An 18982-nucleotide genomic window follows, 5' to 3' on the forward strand; every position below is an offset into this window, starting at 1 on the left:
TCGGACGCGGATGCGCGAACGCGCACGGCTGGGTACGGGCGAGAGGGTGCGGTGCGGGCGGAGCCGGCGCGCGGCGGGGAAACGGAAGCGGCGTCGGCCGCGAGAGAGGAAGACGCGGCGGCGGGAAGCAGGGGGAGCGGAGGCAGCCGAGGGCGCGCCGGCGGAATCAGGCGCGGCGACAGATGGCGCTCGCGACACGTCCCAGATCGACGTGGCGACGCTCCACGAGGGTGACCGAACGGCCACCGAGAGGCTGCATGGAGCAGGAGCCTGCCCAATCGGGCATGCGCCTGTCAACGGCGGTCTCGCACTACGGACTCGGCCGCGCGGGGGCCCGCAACTCCCCGGGCTCCCGCACCACGTCCGCGGCCCCCTACCGCCGCACCCGCGGACCCCGCCACGTCCGCGGCCCCCACCGCACCCGCGGACCCCACCGCCTCGTCCGCGCCCCCGAGATACCGCATACCGGGCTCGTCGATGTGAGGCTCACCACGAAACAGGCGTTCGGCCGGACTCCGCGCCGGAGCGTCGGCCGGTTCACCGAGTGCCACCATCCGGCCTGCGGGCCTCCGGGCCCCGAGTGGCCGGATTCAGCCCCTAACCGGCCGCTGGTCCGGAGGACGCCGCCCTGAGGTCGACCCGTATCCCGGCCCGAACCTCACCGCACCCCGGAAATGATCACTCCGTGTGATCGCCCGAACCGGCCTCCGAACAGTCTCTGGGAGCGCTCCCCCGGTGCTCCGGCCCGGTATCCCGAATTCGGAACAGTGGTCGATCTCGCCTACACTCGGTGGCGTGCCCCGTGGTGATGGACGACTCAACCACGACCTGCTCCCCGGAGAGAAAGGCCCCCAGGACGCTTGCGGCGTCTTCGGTGTCTGGGCTCCGGGTGAAGAGGTCGCCAAGCTCACCTATTTCGGACTGTATGCCCTGCAGCACCGTGGACAGGAGTCCGCGGGCATTGCAGTGAGCAACGGGTCCCAGATCCTGGTCTTCAAGGACATGGGACTGGTCTCGCAGGTCTTCGACGAAACGTCTCTGGGATCCCTCCAGGGCCATATCGCGGTCGGTCATGCCCGCTACTCGACCACCGGTGCCTCGGTGTGGGAGAACGCGCAGCCGACATTCCGTGCGACCGCGCACGGCTCGATCGCCCTGGGTCACAACGGCAACCTGGTCAATACGGCCCAGCTCGCCGAGATGGTCGCCGACCTTCCCCGCAAGGACGGCCGCGCCACCCAGGTCGCCGCGACGAACGACACCGATCTGGTGACCGCGCTGCTCGCCGGCCAGACCGACGAGGACGGCAAGCCGCTCACCATCGAGGAGGCCGCCGCGAAGGTGCTCCCCGACGTGAAGGGCGCCTTCTCCCTCGTCTTCATGGACGAGCACACCCTCTACGCCGCCCGTGACCCGCAGGGCATCCGCCCGCTGGTTCTCGGCCGTCTCGAACGCGGCTGGGTGGTGGCCTCCGAGTCCGCCGCCCTGGACATCTGCGGTGCCAGCTTCGTCCGCGAGATCGAGCCGGGCGAGCTCGTCGCCATCGACGAGAACGGCCTGCGCACCTCGCGCTTCGCGGAAGCGAAGCCCAAGGGCTGTGTCTTCGAGTACGTGTACCTGGCCCGGCCCGACACCGACATCGCCGGACGCAACGTCTACCTCTCCCGGGTGGAGATGGGACGCAAGCTGGCCGTCGAGGCCCCCGTCGAGGCCGATCTGGTCATAGCGACCCCGGAGTCCGGCACTCCCGCCGCCATCGGTTACGCGGAGGCCAGCGGCATTCCGTTCGGCGCCGGACTGGTGAAGAACGCCTACGTCGGCCGGACCTTCATCCAGCCGTCCCAGACCATTCGCCAGCTGGGCATCCGCCTCAAGCTGAACCCGCTCAAGGAAGTCATCAAGGGCAAGCGCCTGGTGGTCGTCGACGACTCGATCGTCCGCGGCAACACCCAGCGCGCGCTGGTCCGGATGCTCCGTGAGGCGGGCGCCGCCGAGATCCACATCCGGATCTCGTCCCCGCCGGTGAAGTGGCCCTGTTTCTTCGGCATCGACTTCGCGACCCGCGCCGAGCTGATCGCCAACGGCATGACGGTCGACGAGATCTGCACGTCGATGGGCGCCGACTCGCTCGCGTACATCTCGCTCGACGCGATGGTCGAGGCGACGACGATCGCCAAGCCGAACCTGTGCCGCGCCTGCTTCGACGGTGAGTACCCGATGGAGCTGCCGGACCCGGAGCTGCTCGGCAAGCAGCTGCTGGAGACCGAGCTGGCGGCAGGCCCCGCGGCGACCGCCGCGTCCGACGCACTGCGTCGTCCGTGACGGTCCAGCCGTATCCCTCTGGCCACCAGCCCCGTATTTCCACACGAAAGATCCCAGGCAATGTCTGAGACAACAGGTGCTTCCTACGCGGCAGCGGGCGTCGACATCGAGGCCGGCGACCGCGCCGTCGAGCTGATGAAGGAGTGGGTGAAGAAGACGCGCCGCCCCGAGGTCCTCGGCGGCCTCGGCGGTTTCGCCGGCCTCTTCGACGCCTCGGCCCTCAAGCGTTACGAGCGTCCGCTGCTCGCCTCCGCCACCGACGGCGTCGGCACGAAGGTCGACCTCGCCCGCAAGATGGGCGTCTACGACACCATCGGCCACGACCTCGTCGGCATGGTCGTCGACGACCTGGTCGTCTGCGGCGCCGAGCCGCTCTTCATGACCGACTACATCTGCGTCGGCAAGGTGCACCCCGAGCGAGTCGCGGCCATCGTCAAGGGCATCGCCGAAGGCTGCGTCCTCGCGGGCTGCGCCCTGGTCGGCGGCGAGACCGCCGAGCATCCGGGCCTCCTCGGTCCGGACGACTTCGATGTCGCGGGCGCCGGTACGGGCGTGGTCGAGGCCGAGCACCTGCTCGGCCCGGAACGTATCCGTAAGGGTGACGCGGTGATCGCCATGGCGTCCTCCGGTCTTCACTCCAACGGGTACTCGCTCGTCCGGCACGTGGTCTTCGACCGGGCCGGCTGGGAGCTGGACCGCCAGGTCGAGGAGTTCGGCCGGACGCTCGGCGAGGAGCTCCTGGAGCCCACCAAGATCTACTCGCTGGACTGCCTGGCTCTCACCCGTACGACCGAGGTGCACGGCTTCAGCCATGTCACCGGCGGCGGCCTCGCCAACAACCTGGCCCGGGTCATCCCGGACGGGCTGCACGCCAGGGTCGACCGTTCCACTTGGACGCCCGGCGCGATCTTCGACCTGGTCGGCAAGGCCGGTCAGGTCGAGCAGCTGGAGCTGGAGAAGACGCTGAACATGGGCGTCGGCATGATCGCGATCGTCCCGGCCGAGTCCGTGGACGTCGCCCTGACGACGCTGGCCGACCGCGGGGTCGAGTCCTGGGTCGCGGGCGAGATCACGGAACGCGGCGAGCACACCTCGGGTGCGGAGCTCGTCGGCGGGTACGCGCGATAGGCACGGAGGCGGGTGCACCGGGAACGCCCGGTGCCGCTTCGTCCTCGACCGCCGGCCGGGCCGGGGCCCGTCGCCCGGTGTGCGACGGAATGCGGTCCGCCCGGCAGTCGAGAGCATCGCCGAGGACGACGGAGTCCGCACGGCGAACGGACCGTGTCGGGGTAGCACAGAACCCGGTCCGGGACGGGCCCGGACCGGGTTGATGTGTCAGCGCGAGGTCAAGCGCCGCGGCGCTGTGACGACGGACCGGACTTGCCGTCCTCGTCCTCGTCCTCGTCGTCGTTGTACAGATCCGCGTACTGTGCGTACGGGTCATCTTCCTCGTCATCGTCCTCGAACGGCTCTGCGTTCGGTGGCTGACTCGAAGGCGATGCGCCCAGCTCATTGGCCAGACGCGACAGGTCAGTCCCGCCGCTGCTGTACTTCAGCTGGCGGGCGACCTTTGTCTGCTTGGCCTTTGCCCGGCCGCGCCCCATGGCTCGACCCCCTCGGTGACGGGGCTCGACGGCCCCAGAGTCTTGACACGCGTTCATGTTTCAGGACGGACTCTCGGCAGAGAGACCGTGCCCGTAGGGCTTTAACGGTACCTGCTTCCGCGACCATACGGTACGCCGCCCGCGTCACACGCCCCGGAAGAGGACCGGCGAGACGCCCCGTCCTCGCTGGTCAACTGCGATTTTAACCTCTTCTTGGCATGCGACCCGCCGACCGGCGTGAGTCTTGTCTCGCCGGTCGGCGGGTCGGTGGACCATGCGCGGTGAAGGCGTCCGGTGACGCCCCGCGAGCGTCAGCCGCGGCGGGCTTCGGCCATCCGCTGCTCGGCGATCCGGTCGGCCGCGGCAGCCGGCGGGATGCCGTCTTCCTTCGCACGTGCGAATATGGCCAGCGTGGTGTCGAAGATCTTCGAGGCCTTGGCCTTGCTCCGGTCGAAGTCGAAACCGTGCAGCTCGTCGGCGACCTGGATGACACCGCCCGCGTTCACCACGTAGTCGGGTGCGTAGAGGATCGACCGGTCCGCGAGGTCCTTCTCGACGCCGGGGTGCGCGAGCTGGTTGTTGGCCGCGCCGCACACCACCTTGGCGGTGAGCGCCGGAACGGTGTCGTCGTTCAGCGCGCCGCCGAGCGCGCACGGGGCGTAGATGTCGAGCCCCTCGGTGCGGATCAGCGTCCCGGTGTCCTCGGCGACGGCGACCGCCGGGTGCTTCTCGGTGATGCGGCGGACGGATTCCTCGCGCACATCCGTGATCACGACCTCCGCGCCGTCCGAGAGCAGATGCTCGACCAGGTGGTGACCCACCTTCCCGACTCCGGCGACCGCCACTTTTCGGCCACGAAGGGTCGGGTCGCCCCAGAGGTGCTGGGCGGAGGCCCGCATGCCCTGGAAGACGCCGAACGCGGTGAGGACCGAGGAGTCGCCGGCGCCACCGTTCTCGGGGGAGCGGCCGGTGGTCCAGCGGCACTCGCGGGCGACCACGTCCATGTCGGCTACGTAGGTGCCGACGTCGCACGCCGTCACGTAGCGGCCGCCGAGCGAGGCCACGAACCGGCCGTAGGCCAGGAGCAGTGCCGTCCGCCGGGGGCCCTGGATCTGCGCGGAGTCCCCGATGATCACGGCCTTGCCGCCGCCGTGGTCGAGACCGGCCATGGCGTTCTTGTACGACATACCGCGCGACAGGTTCAGCGCGTCCGCGACGGCCTCCTCCTCGGAGGCGTACGGATAGAAGCGGGTGCCGCCGAGGGCCGGGCCCAGGGCGGTGGAGTGGATGGCGATGACGGCCTTGAGGCCGCTGGCACGGTCCTGGCAGAGCACGACTTGCTCGTGGCCCCCCTGATCCGAGCGGAACAGGGTGTGCAGTACATCGCCAGGCGCGCCGGTCACATCGGTCACTGTGGTGACTCCCAAGTACGAAGCGGCGGGAGACCCTCCTGAAGGTGGGGAGGGCCGTGGACCGGCCGGCACGGCCGGTCCGACGGCAAGAGCGTAAGTCCTACGCGGACGTAGATCTGTTGCAGTGCCGAGGATCACCCCCCGGCGGAGTACGGGCATGACACGATTTGCTGCATGTCGGTGGTGTCTTCAGTGCTCGTCCCTTACGCGTCCTACCTCCGGGTGTACGAGCCGCTGGCAGCCTTCCCGGAGCCCGAACGCGCCCACTGGGCCCGTTACGCGGGCCGCTCCCGCATCCCCACGGCCCAGGACGAACTGCGCCGTTCGCTGGCCGACTTGGCGGCCACACCGCCGGTCGGCGTGCCGGTGCACGAGAGCGGGGACGCGTTCGTCGCCGAGGTGGACGGCGTGGTGTGCGTCTGCCCGTGGCGGACCAGGCTGCGCGGCTGGCTGGCGCTGGCCGAGCTGACGGAGATGTTCCCCGGGCCGGTGCTCGACGCGGTGCTGCCGCCGGTGGTGCGCGGGCAGGCGGTCGCGGACCACGAGCGGTGGGCGGAGCGCAATCCCGACGCCAGGCCCTGGATCCTCAGCTCGGTGTGGCAGGTCCCGGTGCGCTGGTTCGTGCTCTTCTCGGACGAGGAGAGGGAGTACGCGAAGGCGGGCGAGGACGGTGAGCCGCCCGTGCTGCGCTACCGGACGCCGATGGTCGAGGCCCGGCGCCGGCTGGCCCGGACGCTGAAGACGCTGCGCGAGACCGTGGACGAGGGGCCGCTGACCGAGGGGCTCGTGGACGTAGGGCGCTGGCTGGAGGAGTTCCACCCGCGGGCACTGGTCGAACTGGACTACGCGGGGCTGGTGCACGCGCTGCCGGCGGAGCAGCTCGCCGGGGACCGCTCGGCCGCCGATGTGGCCGAGGGCGTCGCGGCGCTGCGGGCCGGTGACACCGAAGGGGCGAGTGAGGCGTACGGGCGGCTGGCGGAGCGCTGGAAGGCGGTGAGGGACCGTCAGTTCGCCAACTGACGGGAGCCTGTCCGCGCCCGCCCCTGTGTCCTGTGTGACGCGTGAGGATGAAGAGGCGGAAGCGTACTGCATACGACCTCGGGACCTACGTCCCGAACCGGGCCTTTGCCTCAAGCGTGATGGATAGCACTAACTGGGCCCTTGCGTCCTTCCCTACTCCTCGTGCCAAAATAGGACAAGGAGCCCGGGGAGGGCTCCATCCGTCCAACTAAGGGCGGATTGCTCAGCATTGCACGCTATGGGGGGTCTGGTGACTCCTGATCGCTCTGTGACTGATCGTCACGGTGGTGTGACTGTCCGCTATGGCATGGTCCATCGGCTTCCGTCGCTGATGAACACCTGGGAGGGCAATTCCATCGGTTTGGCCGACGTGGCTGGACGGATGGTGTAGTTGTAGTGCCGAGGACAAGCCGTTCGTCCTATAACCGACTCGGCCCGCGTCCGCCATTTCGGGCAACGCGGGTCAAGGTGCAGAATTTAGAGGAAAGAACCGAGATGGTTCGGTTCTCCCGAGGAGGCCGCTCATGACCGCTCGCACCCCTGATGCCGAGCCGCTGCTGACCCCGGCTGAGGTCGCCACGATGTTCCGCGTGGACCCGAAGACGGTTACCCGCTGGGCCAAGGCCGGCAAGCTCACGTCCATCCGCACGCTCGGTGGACACCGCCGGTACCGCGAGGCAGAGGTCCGCGCACTGCTTGCGGGTATTCCGCAGCAGCGCAGCGAGGCCTGACACACCCCTGTCGCCGCGCCACAACAGGGCTCCCGGGTCCCCCAACCCGTACAGGCCCACCCATAGCTCCACATGACGGGCGCCCGCCCCAACGGGCGCCATACCTGTGTCATACGGGCACGTCATTCGATCGCGCTGGACTCCGCCGGGTCCAGCGCGATCTTTTTTGTGCTCTCGCGGCACCTGGAGGGCTTCCCGCGCGTGCCGCTCGCGACCGCGCCGACGTCTCGGGAAACCGGGCGTCCGGTTGGCTCCGGGCGGAGTGGCGTGCGGGCTTGCGCGGGTCTGTGCGGGACTGTTCCCGACCCTCCCGCGGAAGCCGGGCCGTGACGGTTCGGAAGGTCCCGCGCGACTCCCGTGCGGGTGGTGCAATTGCACATATTAAATTCGCCAGTTGTAGGAAGGGTGTAAAGTGCCCCCTTCTCAAAACTCATTCAGTGACTCCCGTCACACTGCATGAGTCTTGCCAGGTACGAGCCTGCCACCTTCGTGAAGCGGAACGGCTCGCCATTGGTCACCCGGGCGGGGGACTTTCGTCCCGGGTCCCGGAGGGCCCTTCAGGCGCCCCGCGCGCACGCTCGGCGCTTCCGGCGGAGGACGGGCTCGGGGAGGCCGTCACGGGCTCCATGACGGGCCCTGGGCCGGTGGTCGGCGGGTGGGTGGCGAGTGAGCCGGCGGAAGCCGGACGCGACGGCCGGACAGGCATGCCGGAGCGCGTCGGTCCCGTGTCCGATGAGTGTCGCCCCGCGCACCACCTCCCGGTGGGCCACCGTCATGCGTGCCGCCTCCCGGTGGACCGCCGCCCCAGGCGGAAGAACAGGAGCGGCTCCTGCTGTCTGAGTACTCGTCGGCGGTTGCCGGAGTCAAGACGCGCGAAAGCCCGGATCCAGAGGATCCGGGCTTTCGTTACTGCGGTCCTGACGGGATTTGAACCCGCGGCCTCCACCTTGACAGGGTGGCGAGCACTCCAAACTGCTCCACAGGACCAGGTTTTCGCTGCTGCCTTGCGGCTGGCTGCGAAGACAGACTGTACAGCAGGTCAGAGGGTTCGGTCGACCTCACCCAAGGTGGTGGCTCCGTCACGGTGCCGATCGAGTCCGTCTCACGGGGCCGCCGCGTCGATCGCCTTCACGATCCGCTTGTCGGAGACGGGATAGGCCGTCCCCAGCGCGTGCGCGAAATAGCTGACCCGGAGCTCCTCGATCATCCAGCGGATGTCCAGGACCTCCTGCGGAACGGGCCTGCCCCGTGGCATCTGTTCGAGCAGCCAGGCGTACTCGTCCTGCATCTCGTGGACCTTCTCCATGCGCGTGGTGTCGCGCTGGACGGCCGTCGGCATCTGCTGGAGCCGGCGGTCCACGGCGACCAGATAACGCATCAGGTCGGGCAGCCTGCGCAGTCCGGTCGCGGTGACGAAGCCCGGCGGCACCAGGGCCGCGAGCTGGTCCCGTGCGTCGGTGACGTTGTTGACCAGGACGAGGCTGTTGGTTGCCTTCAGGCGCCGCTCGCAGGCCTGCCAGGCGGCCAGCACCTGCTGCACCTGCTTGACCGTGTGCTCGGTCAGCGCGACGAGGTCGGCGCGCACCTTGTCGAACAGCTTCCGGAACGACTCCTCGTCCCAGGCCGGGCCGCCTTGCGCGCCGATCAGCCGGTCGGCGGCCGCCGTCGCGCAGTCCTCGAAGAGCGCCTGGATGGAGCCGTGCGGATTGCGGGACAGGGCCAGCTTCTGCTGGTTCGTCAGCTTGTCCGAGGCGAACTTCGCCGGGTTCACCGGGATGTTCAGCAGGATCAGCTTCCGGGTGCCGAGCCACATCGCCTGCTGCTGCTCGGCCTCGGTGTCGAAGAGCCGTACGGCGACGCTCCCGCCCTGGTCGACGAGGGCCGGGTACGCCTTGACCGGCTGGCCGGCCCGGCGGGTCTCGAAGACGCGGTTCAGCGTGCCGATCGTCCAGTCCGTGAGGCCCGAGCGCTCGATGGACTCGCCCGAGGGCCCCGCGGTGGCCGCGGCGGCCTTGGAGAGGGCCTGACGGGCCTTGGGGCGCAGCTGGAGCTTCAGCGCCTCCAGGTCCTTGTCCTCGGCCACCTTGCGGCGCCGCTCGTCGACGATCCGGAAAGTGATCTTCAGGTGGTCGGGCACCCGGGTCAGATCGAAGTCGTCGCCCGTGACCGGGACGCCGACCATCCGCTGGAGCTCCCGGGCCAGCGTGACCGGCAGCGGCTCCTGGAGGGGGACCGCCCGGTCCAGGAACGTGCCCGCGTAGTTCGGCGCGGGCACGTAGTGCCGGCGGATCGGCTTGGGCAGCGAGCGGATCAGCTCGGTGACCACTTCCTCGCGCAGCCCCGGGATCTGCCAGTCGAAGCCCTCGGGGGTGACCTGGTTGAGCACCTGGAGCGGGACGTGGACGGTCACACCGTCGGCGTCCGCGCCGGGCTCGAACTGGTACGTCACCCGGAACTTGAGCTTCCCCTGCCGCCAGGAGTCGGGGTAGTCGTCCTTGGTGACGGCCCCGGCCTTCTCGTTGATGAGCATCGAGCGCTCGAAGTCCAGCGCGTCCGGCTCGTCCCGGCACTTGTGCTTCCACCAGGAGTCGAAGTGCGCCCCGGAGACCACGTGCTCGGGGATGCGCCGGTCGTAGAAGTCGAAGAGCGTCTCGTCGTCCACGAGGATGTCGCGGCGCCGGGCGCGGTGCTCCAGCTCCTCGACCTCGCCGAGGAGTTTGCGGTTGTCGTGGAAGAACTGGTGGTGCGTCCGCCAGTCGCCCTCGACCAGGGCGTTGCGGATGAACAGATCGCGGGACGTCTCCGCGTCGATACGGCCGAAATTGATCTTGCGCTGGGCGACGATCGGCACCCCGTACAGCGTGACCCGCTCGTAGGCCATCACCGCGGCCTGGTCCTTCTCCCAGTGCGGCTCGCTGTAGGTGCGCTTCAGCAGGTGCTGGGCCAGCGGCTCGATCCACTCAGGCTCGACCTTGGCGTTGACCCGCGCCCACAGCCGGGACGTCTCGACCAGTTCGGCCGACATCACGAACCGCGGCTGCTTCTTGAAGAGCGCCGATCCGGGGAAGACCGCGAACTTGGCACTGCGGGCGCCCAGGTACTCGTTCTTCTCGGTGTCCTTCAGCCCGATGTGCGAGAGCAGCCCGGCCAGCAGCGAGACGTGCACCGACTGCTCCGGCGCGTCCTCCTCGTTGAGGTGGATTCCCATCTGCTTGGCGACCGTGCGCAGCTGCGCGTAGATGTCCTGCCATTCGCGGATGCGCAGGAAGTTCAGATACTCCTGCTTGCACATCCGGCGGAAGCTGGACGAGCCGCGCTCCTTCTGCTGCTCACGGATGTACCGCCACAGATTCAGGAACGCCAGGAAGTCGGAGGTCTCGTCCTTGAAGCGGGCGTGCTGCTGATCGGCCTGCGTCTGCTTGTCCGAGGGCCGCTCGCGCGGGTCCTGGATGGAGAGTGCCGAGGCGATCACCATGACCTCGCGGACGCAGCCGTTGCGCTCGGCCTCGATGACCATCCGGGCCAGACGCGGGTCGACGGGCAGCTGGGAGAGCTTCCGGCCGAGCTGGGTGAGCCGCTGCCCCTTCTTCCCCTCCTGGGGGGACTTCTCCTCCAGGTCGAGCGCGCCGAGCTCCTGCAGGAGCTGGATGCCGTCACGGATGTTGCGGTGGTCCGGCGGGTCGATGAAGGGGAACTTCTCGATGTCGCCGAGGCCGGCCGCGGTCATCTGGAGGATGACGGAGGCGAGGTTCGTACGCAGGATCTCGGGGTCGGTGAACTCCGGACGGGTCAGGAAGTCGTCCTCGGAGTACAGCCGGATGCAGATGCCGTCCGACGTACGGCCGCAGCGGCCCTTGCGCTGGTTGGCGCTGGCCTGCGAGATCCGCTCGATCGGCAGCCGCTGGACCTTGGTGCGGTGGCTGTAGCGGGAGATCCGGGCGTTGCCCGGGTCGATCACGTACTTGATGCCGGGGACGGTCAGCGAGGTCTCGGCGACGTTGGTCGCCAGCACGATCCTGCGCCCCGTATGACGCTGGAAGACACGGTGCTGCTCGGCGTGCGAGAGACGGGCGTAGAGCGGGAGCACCTCGGTGTGGCGGAGGTTCCTCTTGTTCAGCGCGTCCGCGGTGTCACGGATCTCGCGCTCGCCGGAGAGGAAGACCAGGACATCGCCCGGCCCCTCCGACTGGAGCTCGTCCACGGCGTCGCAGATCGCGGTGATCTGGTCCCGGTCGGCGTCGTCGCCGTCCTCCTCAAGGAGGGGCCGATAACGCACCTCGACCGGGTACGTACGCCCGCTGACCTCGACGATCGGCGCCTGGCCGAAGTGGCGCGCGAACCGCTCGGGGTCGATCGTCGCCGACGTGATGACGACCTTCAGATCCGGGCGCTTGGGCAGCAGCCTGGCCAGATAGCCGAGCAGGAAGTCGATGTTCAGCGACCGCTCGTGGGCCTCGTCGATGATGATCGTGTCGTACGCGCGCAGCTCGCGGTCCGTCTGGATCTCGGCGAGCAGGATGCCGTCCGTCATCAGCTTGACGAACGTCGCGTCGGGGTTCACCTGGTCGGTGAAGCGGACCTTCCAGCCGACCGCCTCGCCCAGCGGGGTCTTCAGCTCGTCGGCGACGCGCTCGGCGACCGTACGGGCCGCGATCCGGCGCGGCTGGGTGTGCCCGATCATGCCCCGGACACCGCGCCCCAGCTCCATGCAGATCTTCGGGATCTGCGTGGTCTTGCCGGAGCCGGTCTCCCCGGCGACGATCACGACCTGGTGGTCGCGTATCGCCTCCAGGATCTCGTCCTTCTTCTGACTGACCGGGAGTTGTTCCGGGTAGGAGACGGCGGGCAGCCGCCCGGCACGCAGCGCGAGCCGCTCGGCTGCCTTTCCGGCCTCGGCGGCGATCTCGTCCAGCACGGACTGCCGGGCCTCGGGCTTGCGGATGCGGCGCGCCCCTTCGAGACGGCGGCCGAGCCGGTGCGCATCGCGGAGCGAGAGCTGTTCGAACCGGTTCTGGAGATCAGCGAAGGAAGTAGACATACGGGTCCCAGGATCTCACCCGGGCCCGCGGAACGGCGAACTTATTTCGTGCGGCCCCGGTCACCACCTCGGCACTGCGCGGAGCCGCGGGATCACAGCACGTACCATTTCGGGCAGCTGCCCCCCGTTGCCCCCGTCCGGAAAGGCCGGTCGCCGTGTCCCGTACGCAGTGGTGCTGCCTGATGGCGGTGCTCGCGATCGCGCTGGGGCTGTTCTGCGGGCCGGGGAAGGCTGCTCCGGGCGACGGAGGACGTGCCGCCGCCCCGGCGGTCGCGGCTGCTGGGGCCGACGCCGCAATGGCGGCCTCCTCGGCGCGTCCCGGCCCGGACACCACTTCGGTGGACCCCGGCCCGGTGGCCGGCCGAGGCGTCCCGGGCCCGGACACCGCTTCGGTGGACGGTGACCAGGACACCGCGTTTGCCGGTGCGGCCGTCGTGTCGGCCGTGGACGCGCACCAGGTGCCGGGGTGCGGCAAGAGCAGGAAGCACGAGGACGGCGAGCCCGCCCTGCCGGGCCGGGCCCGCGCGGCGCACGACCAGGCGCCCGGACTCGCCGGGTGGGGCCTGCCCGCCGCCACCGGGCAGGGACCGTTCGGCCCGCCCGTCCGGATAAGGCCGCGTGGCCCCGGCCCCGCCGCGCCCACTCCCGTCGAGCTCTCCGTACTGAGGGTGTAGAAGGCCGCTTCCCCGGCCGTCCCTCTTCCCTTCCGTATCACCAGCACGGAGTCCCGCATGCCCAAGTCCACGTCCTCACGTACGCCGGCGTCCAAGAAGCCGCTGATCTACGGTGCCGGAGTCGTCCTCGCCGCCGCGGCGCTCGGCTTCGTCTCCTACCGGGCCACCGCCCCCGACCACTCGGGTTCTTCCTCTTCCTCCTCCTCGGTCGCCGATGTCACCTCGGAACCGGACGCCGGCGTCTATCCGGAGCTGGCGAAGCTCGCCCGGCGCGACGCCGGTGACAAGCTCGCGCAGGGACGGGTGGACGCGCCCGTCGTCCTCATCGAGTACGCCGACTTCAAGTGCGGCTACTGCGGCAAATTCGCCCGCGACACCGAACCCGCCCTGGTGAAGAAATACGTCGAGAACGGCACCCTGCGCATCGAATGGCGCAACTTCCCGATCTTCGGTGCCGAGTCCGAGGCAGCCGCCCGCGCCGCCTGGGCCGCCGGGCAGCAGGGCCGCTTCTGGCAGTTCCACCGTGCCGCGTACGCCGAGGGGGCCAAGGAGAAGGGGTTCGGAAAGGACCGGCTGAAGGCGCTCGCCCAGCAGGCCGGGGTCGCGGACCTGGACCGGTTCGCGCGCGACGCGGACAGCTCCGCCGCCTCCGCCGCGGTGGGCAAGGACCAGGAACAGGGGTACGGCATCGGCGCGACCTCCACCCCGTCGTTCCTGATCAACGGCCGCCCGATCGCCGGAGCCCAGTCGCTGGAGACCTTCACCCAGGTCATCGACGCGGCGGCCGAGAAGGCCCAGGACACCGAGAACGCCAAGAGCGGGGAGCACGACCGGGGCGCCGAGGGCGGCGCGAAGTGACGGCCGACATCGGCTACTTCGCGGCCTTCCTCGGTGGGCTGCTCGCCCTGGTCAGCCCGTGCAGCGCGCTGCTGCTGCCCGCCTTCTTCGCCTACTCCATCGACTCCGCCTCGCGGCTGCTGGCCCGTACCGGCATCTTCTACGCGGGTCTCGCCACCACCCTGGTCCCGCTCGGCGCCGCGGGCTCGTACGCCGGACGGCTCTTCTACAGTCACCGCGACGCGCTCGTGCTCGGCGCCGGGTGGCTGATCATCGTGCTCGGTATCGCGCAGATCGTGGGTCTGGGCTTCGCCTCGCGCCGGATCGCCGCCCTCAGCGGCCGGATCCGTCCGACCACCGCCCTATCGGTCTACGCGCTGGGCGCCGTATACGGACTGGCCGGTTTCTGCGCGGGTCCGATCCTGGGCAGCGTCCTCACCGTGGCGGCGGTCAGCGGCAGCCCGGTCTACGGCGGACTGCTGCTCGCCGTCTACGCCCTGGGCATGGCGGTACCGCTCTTTCTGCTCGCCCTGCTCTGGGAACGCTTCGACCTGGGCCGCCGGGCCTGGCTGCGCGGTCGCACCTTCCGGATCGGCCGCTTCGAGCTGCACACGACGACGCTGCTGTCGGGGCTGTTCTTCATCGGCCTCGGCGCGCTGTTCCTCGCGTACGACGGGACGACCGCGCTTCCCGGGCTGCTGGACGTCGACGATTCGTTCGCCGTCGAGCAGTGGGCCCAGCGCATCGGCGAGCACGTGCCGGACGCCATGGCACTGGTGGCCGTGGTCGCGGTGGTGCTGCTGGTTCTGGCGGTACGGGCGTGGCGTGGCCGGGGGGTGAACTCGGCGGACCGGGAAGAGGCCTGACACGGCGAAGGCCCCGTCCGGGGGACGGGGCCTTCGGGTGGTGGCTGGGGCCGGGATCGAACCGGCGACCTATCGCTTTTCAGGCGATCGCTCGTACCAACTGAGCTACCCAGCCACGCAGCCCATAAGGGCTGCAGCGGTCCTGACGGGATTTGAACCCGCGGCCTCCACCTTGACAGGGTGGCGAGCACTCCAAACTGCTCCACAGGACCAAGCTTTTGTGCGACTAAGTGTCGCACAAGGTGGTGCGTGCCCCCAACGGGATTCGAACCCGTGCTACCGCCTTGAAAGGGCGGCGTCCTGGGCCACTAGACGATGAGGGCAGAACTGCTGATGCTGCTGCTTCTGCGTCTGTCGCCCGAGGGGACTGAGAAGCATGTGACTTCGCTTTCCCCCGAGAGGTTCCGCTTCTCCTTCAACCTCTGGGGTCTCAGAACGGTCAAGTCCTGACCGGCGCCCTTGGGCACGTCGGAGACTGTACTACGGCGTTTCGGCGTCAGCCAAACCGAATAGGCGAAGGGGTCGCTCCGGCCGGGTTCTCCTCCGGCAGATGGCGGCTGACCTCGGCCGTCGTCGGGCCAGGACCGCCCGGGGCGGTATCGGCCCGGCCTGCGAGCGGCGGCGACCAGGCCCGGCGCGTGGCCGTACGGGACAATGGCGGGGTGCTGGAGATGACGCGCGAAGAGTTCGAAGAACTGGTCGCCGAGGCGCTGGACCGGATCCCGCCGGAGCTGACGCGGCTGATGGACAACGTCGCGGTGTTCGTCGAGGACGAACCCGACCCGGGCGATCCGGAGCTGCTCGGGCTCTACGAGGGGACGCCGCTGACCGATCGCGGCGAGTGGTACGCGGGGGTGCTGCCGGACCGGATCACCATCTACCGCGGGCCGACGCTGCGGATGTGCGAGTCGCGCGAGGACGTCGTCGCCGAGACCGAGATCACGGTCGTCCATGAGATCGCCCACCACTTCGGCATCGATGACGCGAGGCTGCACGCGCTCGGCTACGGATGAGCGTGCGAGCGCCGTTCGGGTGAGGCGCGGGGCGTGTCCCCGGCGGGGCGGCGGGAGTTGGGCAGGGAGCCCCCCCCGCTTCCCGTACTGTCCGCTCGCTCTTCGTACTCCCGGAGGTGCCTTCCGTGCGCCAGTTCTCCGCTCCCGTCCGATGGGCGGCCGTCGTCGCCGTGACGGTCGCCGCGTCCACAGGCTGCATGAGCGTCGGCGACGACGACAGGAAACCGGCGCCGTCGCCGACGTCCGAGCCGAAGGAGAGCGCGGCCGGGCCGGACGGTGGCACCGTGGCGGGCACGGGTCGCGTCCGCACCGGTGGTGGCCGTGCCGAGGCGCACTCCGAACGGGAGGCGGCCGAATCGCCGGAACCGCGCGGCTCCGCCGCCCCTTCGGGTTCGCCCGGCGGCAAGCGACCCGGCGCGGAGCCGGGTGACCGGGGTGATCCGGGACCGGCGCGGGGCGGCGGGCTGCCGGCGCCCTCGGCCTCGCGGCCGGGGCCCGGAGTGCCGCAGCAGCCCGAGTCCCCGCCGCCTTCGCCGCCGGCCACGCCCGAGCCACCCGCCTCACCGGAGCCCGAGCCGGAGCCCTCGGAGCCGTCGCCGCAGCCGTCGGCCTCTTCGGCGGCTCAGCTCCGCACCGACGCGATGAGCACGCCGGGGGAGCCGTGGCCGCTGCGGACGCCCGAGGTGTCGCCGCAGGTCAGCCCGGTGTAGCCGGGGGGTGGGGGAGGGCAGTTTGCGCGATGTGGGGGGGAGTGCGTATGGTGGTAGATCGTTTGATCCCATTGCCCGGCGCCGAAACAGAAGCGCGCCGTGTGGCGCGTACTCTCCCTTGCCGTGGCTGGACCGCATTGAGGCGGTCGAAATTGCGAATCACGGAGTTACGGGCGCGTGCCGAGACTCCGGAAGGTTTCGCATTTCGCATGTCAATTTCCAGTTCTGACCACACCGTCATGCCCGAGAGCGTCGAGAACGACGAGCTCGTCGAGGTCGCACAGGCCGTCGTCGCCGAGTCCGCCGACTCCGTCGAGGTCGACGCCCCTCTGGCCGACGCCCCCCTGGCCGACGCGGACGCCGCCGACACGAACGCCGCCGACGCGGACGCCGAGCCGACCATCACCTTCGCCGACCTGGGCCTGCCCGAGGGCATCGTCCGCAAGCTCGCGCAGAACGGTGTGACCGCGCCCTTCCCGATCCAGGCCGCGACCATTCCGGACGCCCTGGCCGGAAAGGACATCCTGGGCCGCGGCCGTACCGGCTCCGGCAAGACCCTCTCCTTCGGTCTGCCGACCCTGGCCGCGCTGGCCGGCGGCCACACCGAGAAGAAGAAGCCCCGCGCGATCATCCTCACCCCGACCCGTGAGCTCGCGATGCAGGTCGCGGACGCGCTGCAGCCCTACGGCGACGTGCTCGGCCTGAAGATGAAGGTCGTCTGCGGCGGTACGTCGATGGGCAACCAGATCTACGCGCTGGAGCGCGGTGTCGACGTCCTCGTCGCCACCCCGGGCCGGCTGCGCGACATCATCAACCGGGGCGCCTGCTCCCTGGAGAACGTCCAGGTCGCCGTCCTCGACGAGGCCGACCAGATGTCCGACCTGGGCTTCCTGCCCGAGGTCACCGAGCTGCTCGACCAGATCCCCGGTGGCGGCCAGCGGATGCTCTTCTCCGCCACGATGGAGAACGAGATCGGCACGCTGGTCAAGCGCTACCTGAGCAACCCGGTCACCCACGAGGTCGACTCCGCCCAGGGCAACGTCTCGACCATGTCGCACCACGTCCTCGTCGTGAAGCCGAAGGACAAGGCGCCGGTCACCTCCGCCATCGCCGCCCGCAAGGGCCGCACGATCATCTTCGTCCGCACCCAGCTGGGTGCGGACCGCATCGCCGAGCAGCTCGTCGAGGCGGGCGTCAAGGCGGACGCGCTGCACGGCGGCATGACCCAGGGCGCCCGTACCCGCGTTCTTGAGGACTTCAAGAAGGGTTACGTGAACGCGCTGGTCGCGACCGACGTCGCGGCCCGCGGTATCCACGTCGACGGCATCGACCTGGTCCTGAACGTGGACCCGGCCGGTGACCACAAGGACTACCTGCACCGCTCGGGCCGTACCGCCCGTGCCGGCAAGTCCGGTGTCGTCGTCTCGCTGGCGCTGCCGCACCAGCGCCGTCAGATCTTCCGCCTCATGGAGGACGCGGGCGTCGACGCCTCGCGCCACATCGTGCAGGGCGCGGGCGTCTTCGAGCCGGAGGTCGCCGAGATCACCGGCGCCCGTTCGCTCACCGAGGTCCAGGCCGACTCCGCGAACAACGCCGCCAAGCAGGCCGAGCGCGAGGCCGCCGACCTCACCAAGCAGCTGGAGCGCGTCCAGCGCCGTGCCGTCGAGCTGCGCGAGGAGGCCGACCGTCTGGTCGCCCGTGCCGCACGCGAGCGGGGTGACGACCCGGAGGCGGCGGTGGCCGAGGTCGCTGCCGAGGCCGAGGCCGCGCTCGTCGCAGCCGTGTCCGTCCCCGAGCAGCCGGCCGCGCGCGACGACCGTCGCGACGACCGGGGCAGCTACGGTCGCCGTGACGACCGCGGTGGTGACCGCCGTGACGACCGTGGCGGCGACCGCGGTGGATACCGCGGGAGCAACGACCGTGTCGGCGAGCGCAGTGGCCGTCCCTCCGGCGGGTCCGGCTACCGCGGAAGCAACGACCGTCCGTCCTTCCGCGGAAGCAACGACCGTCCGTCCGGTGGTTTCCGTTCCGGTGGTGGCGACCGTCGGGACGACCGTGGTGGCCGTTCGTTCGAGCGTCGTGACAACGACCGTCCGTCGTTCAACCGCGATCGTCGTGACGACCGTCCCTCGGGTGGTTTCCGCTCTGGTGGAGGTGACCGTCGGGACGACCGTGGTGGCCGTTCGTTCGAGCGTCGTGACAACGACCGTCCGTCGTTCAACCGCGACCGTCGTGACGACCGCCCCTCCGGTGGCTTCCGCTCCGGCGGCAGCGACCGTCCGTTCAACCGCGATCGTCGTGACGACCGTCCCTCGGGCGGCTTCCGCTCCGGCGGCGGCGACCGCCCGACCGGCCGTCGTGACGATCACCGCGGTGGCACCGGCACGGGTACCGGCACCGGCACCTTCGGCCGCCGCGACGACAAGCCGCGCTGGAAGCGCAACGGCTGAACCCGGTGAGGACCTGCTGAAGGTCCGCTGAAGGTCCATGGAAAGCGGGCCCGCTCTTTACGAGTGGGCCCGCTTTTCTTTTCGCTTCCCTCACATGAGCAACCGCTGTTAATACCCGGCCACTTGCACAGGGGCACGGCCGGGGGGCTTTGCGCGATTCTTTTGCGGCGGGCCGCCGCTGATCACCTGTGCCCTTCATGCCCTTCCTGTTGCGGTGCGGTGTGCCGCAGGGCATGTTTCCCGGTGGTGTTTTCCCAGTCGTGACCACGGCGACCGCATGTGTTCTCCGGAGCGGGGGCATCGCT

The 18982-nt window shown here is 69.9% G+C and carries 14 protein-coding genes and 4 tRNA genes; 10 read left to right on the forward strand and 8 right to left on the reverse strand.

Annotated features, from left to right (window positions below):
- Window positions 1–166 precede the first annotated feature (166 nt).
- Window positions 167–286: a putative leader peptide gene (locus ACZ68L_RS39160; protein WP_469587518.1), complete on the reverse strand. Its 120-nt coding sequence runs from the start codon at window positions 284–286 to the stop codon at window positions 167–169.
- A 509-nt stretch (window positions 287–795) separates the two neighbouring features.
- Between ACZ68L_RS39160 and purF the strand changes: the two genes are divergently transcribed.
- Together purF and purM are read left to right on the forward strand one after the other, a co-directional pair.
- A complete protein-coding gene (gene purF, locus ACZ68L_RS39165; protein ID WP_469587520.1) occupies window positions 796–2322 on the forward strand; it encodes an amidophosphoribosyltransferase in 1527 nt (508 codons plus the stop codon).
- A 60-nt stretch (window positions 2323–2382) separates the two neighbouring features.
- Window positions 2383–3450 carry a phosphoribosylformylglycinamidine cyclo-ligase gene (gene purM / locus ACZ68L_RS39170; RefSeq protein ID WP_469587522.1) on the forward strand — a complete coding sequence of 356 codons (1068 nt, stop codon included), beginning with the start codon at window positions 2383–2385 and terminating at the stop codon, window positions 3448–3450.
- A 218-nt stretch (window positions 3451–3668) separates the two neighbouring features.
- Here the strand turns inward: purM and ACZ68L_RS39175 are convergent, their stop codons facing one another.
- Window positions 3669–3926: a DUF3073 domain-containing protein gene (locus ACZ68L_RS39175; protein WP_351076855.1), complete on the reverse strand. Its 258-nt coding sequence runs from the start codon at window positions 3924–3926 to the stop codon at window positions 3669–3671.
- A 311-nt stretch (window positions 3927–4237) separates the two neighbouring features.
- Window positions 4238–5338, reverse strand: a complete 1101-nt coding sequence (locus ACZ68L_RS39180) for a Leu/Phe/Val dehydrogenase (protein WP_469587524.1) — start codon at window positions 5336–5338, stop codon at window positions 4238–4240.
- A 174-nt stretch (window positions 5339–5512) separates the two neighbouring features.
- Between ACZ68L_RS39180 and ACZ68L_RS39185 the strand changes: the two genes are divergently transcribed.
- Both ACZ68L_RS39185 and bldC read left to right on the forward strand, forming a co-directional pair.
- Window positions 5513–6358 (forward strand): DUF8083 family protein, encoded by an 846-nt coding sequence (locus tag ACZ68L_RS39185; RefSeq protein WP_469587527.1) that lies wholly within the window; start codon window positions 5513–5515, stop codon window positions 6356–6358.
- A gap of 524 nt (window positions 6359–6882) precedes the next feature.
- Window positions 6883–7089 (forward strand): developmental transcriptional regulator BldC, encoded by a 207-nt coding sequence (gene bldC / locus ACZ68L_RS39190; RefSeq protein ID WP_003949541.1) that lies wholly within the window; start codon window positions 6883–6885, stop codon window positions 7087–7089.
- A 912-nt stretch (window positions 7090–8001) separates the two neighbouring features.
- Here bldC and ACZ68L_RS39195 read toward each other — a convergent pair.
- Both ACZ68L_RS39195 and hrpA read right to left on the reverse strand, forming a co-directional pair.
- Window positions 8002–8076, reverse strand: a tRNA-Asp gene (locus tag ACZ68L_RS39195).
- A gap of 115 nt (window positions 8077–8191) precedes the next feature.
- On the reverse strand, window positions 8192–12127 hold the full coding sequence (hrpA, locus tag ACZ68L_RS39200; RefSeq protein ID WP_469587529.1) for an ATP-dependent RNA helicase HrpA: 3936 nt from the start codon (window positions 12125–12127) through the stop codon (window positions 8192–8194).
- A 155-nt stretch (window positions 12128–12282) separates the two neighbouring features.
- On the opposite strand from hrpA, the gene ACZ68L_RS39205 reads away from it, so the two are divergent.
- The 3 genes from ACZ68L_RS39205 to ACZ68L_RS39215 are packed head-to-tail and all read left to right on the forward strand — an operon-like array spanning window position 12283 to window position 14504.
- On the forward strand, window positions 12283–12801 hold the full coding sequence (locus ACZ68L_RS39205; protein WP_469587532.1) for a hypothetical protein: 519 nt from the start codon (window positions 12283–12285) through the stop codon (window positions 12799–12801).
- Window positions 12802–12858: 57 nt separating this feature from the next.
- A complete protein-coding gene (locus tag ACZ68L_RS39210; protein ID WP_469587535.1) occupies window positions 12859–13659 on the forward strand; it encodes a DsbA family protein in 801 nt (266 codons plus the stop codon).
- Complete coding sequence (locus tag ACZ68L_RS39215) at window positions 13656–14504, forward strand: cytochrome c biogenesis CcdA family protein (protein WP_469587537.1); 849 nt, start codon at window positions 13656–13658, stop codon at window positions 14502–14504. Before ACZ68L_RS39210 ends, ACZ68L_RS39215 begins: the two co-directional genes overlap by 4 nt.
- Before the next feature lie 38 nt (window positions 14505–14542).
- On the opposite strand, the gene ACZ68L_RS39220 is transcribed toward ACZ68L_RS39215, so the two are convergent.
- The 3 genes from ACZ68L_RS39220 to ACZ68L_RS39230 all read right to left on the reverse strand — a co-directional run bounded on the left by ACZ68L_RS39220 (window position 14543) and on the right by ACZ68L_RS39230 (window position 14827).
- A tRNA-Phe gene (locus ACZ68L_RS39220) sits at window positions 14543–14619 on the reverse strand.
- A gap of 22 nt (window positions 14620–14641) precedes the next feature.
- Window positions 14642–14716, reverse strand: a tRNA-Asp gene (locus tag ACZ68L_RS39225).
- A 38-nt stretch (window positions 14717–14754) separates the two neighbouring features.
- Window positions 14755–14827: transfer RNA gene (locus ACZ68L_RS39230), tRNA-Glu, on the reverse strand.
- Between the two features lie 339 nt (window positions 14828–15166).
- Between ACZ68L_RS39230 and ACZ68L_RS39235 the strand changes: the two genes are divergently transcribed.
- The 3 genes from ACZ68L_RS39235 (at window position 15167) to ACZ68L_RS39245 (ending at window position 18677) form a co-directional block, all read left to right on the forward strand.
- Entirely contained in the window at window positions 15167–15517 is a 351-nt protein-coding gene (locus ACZ68L_RS39235; RefSeq protein ID WP_206433537.1) for a metallopeptidase family protein, read from the forward strand.
- A 125-nt stretch (window positions 15518–15642) separates the two neighbouring features.
- Window positions 15643–16227, forward strand: coding sequence for a hypothetical protein (locus ACZ68L_RS39240; RefSeq protein WP_469587540.1), 585 nt, complete (start codon window positions 15643–15645; stop codon window positions 16225–16227).
- 209 nt (window positions 16228–16436) lie between these two features.
- On the forward strand, window positions 16437–18677 hold the full coding sequence (locus tag ACZ68L_RS39245; RefSeq protein ID WP_469587542.1) for a DEAD/DEAH box helicase: 2241 nt from the start codon (window positions 16437–16439) through the stop codon (window positions 18675–18677).
- Window positions 18678–18982 lie beyond the last annotated feature (305 nt).

This window comes from Streptomyces sp. NPDC104309 (assembly GCF_055584025.1).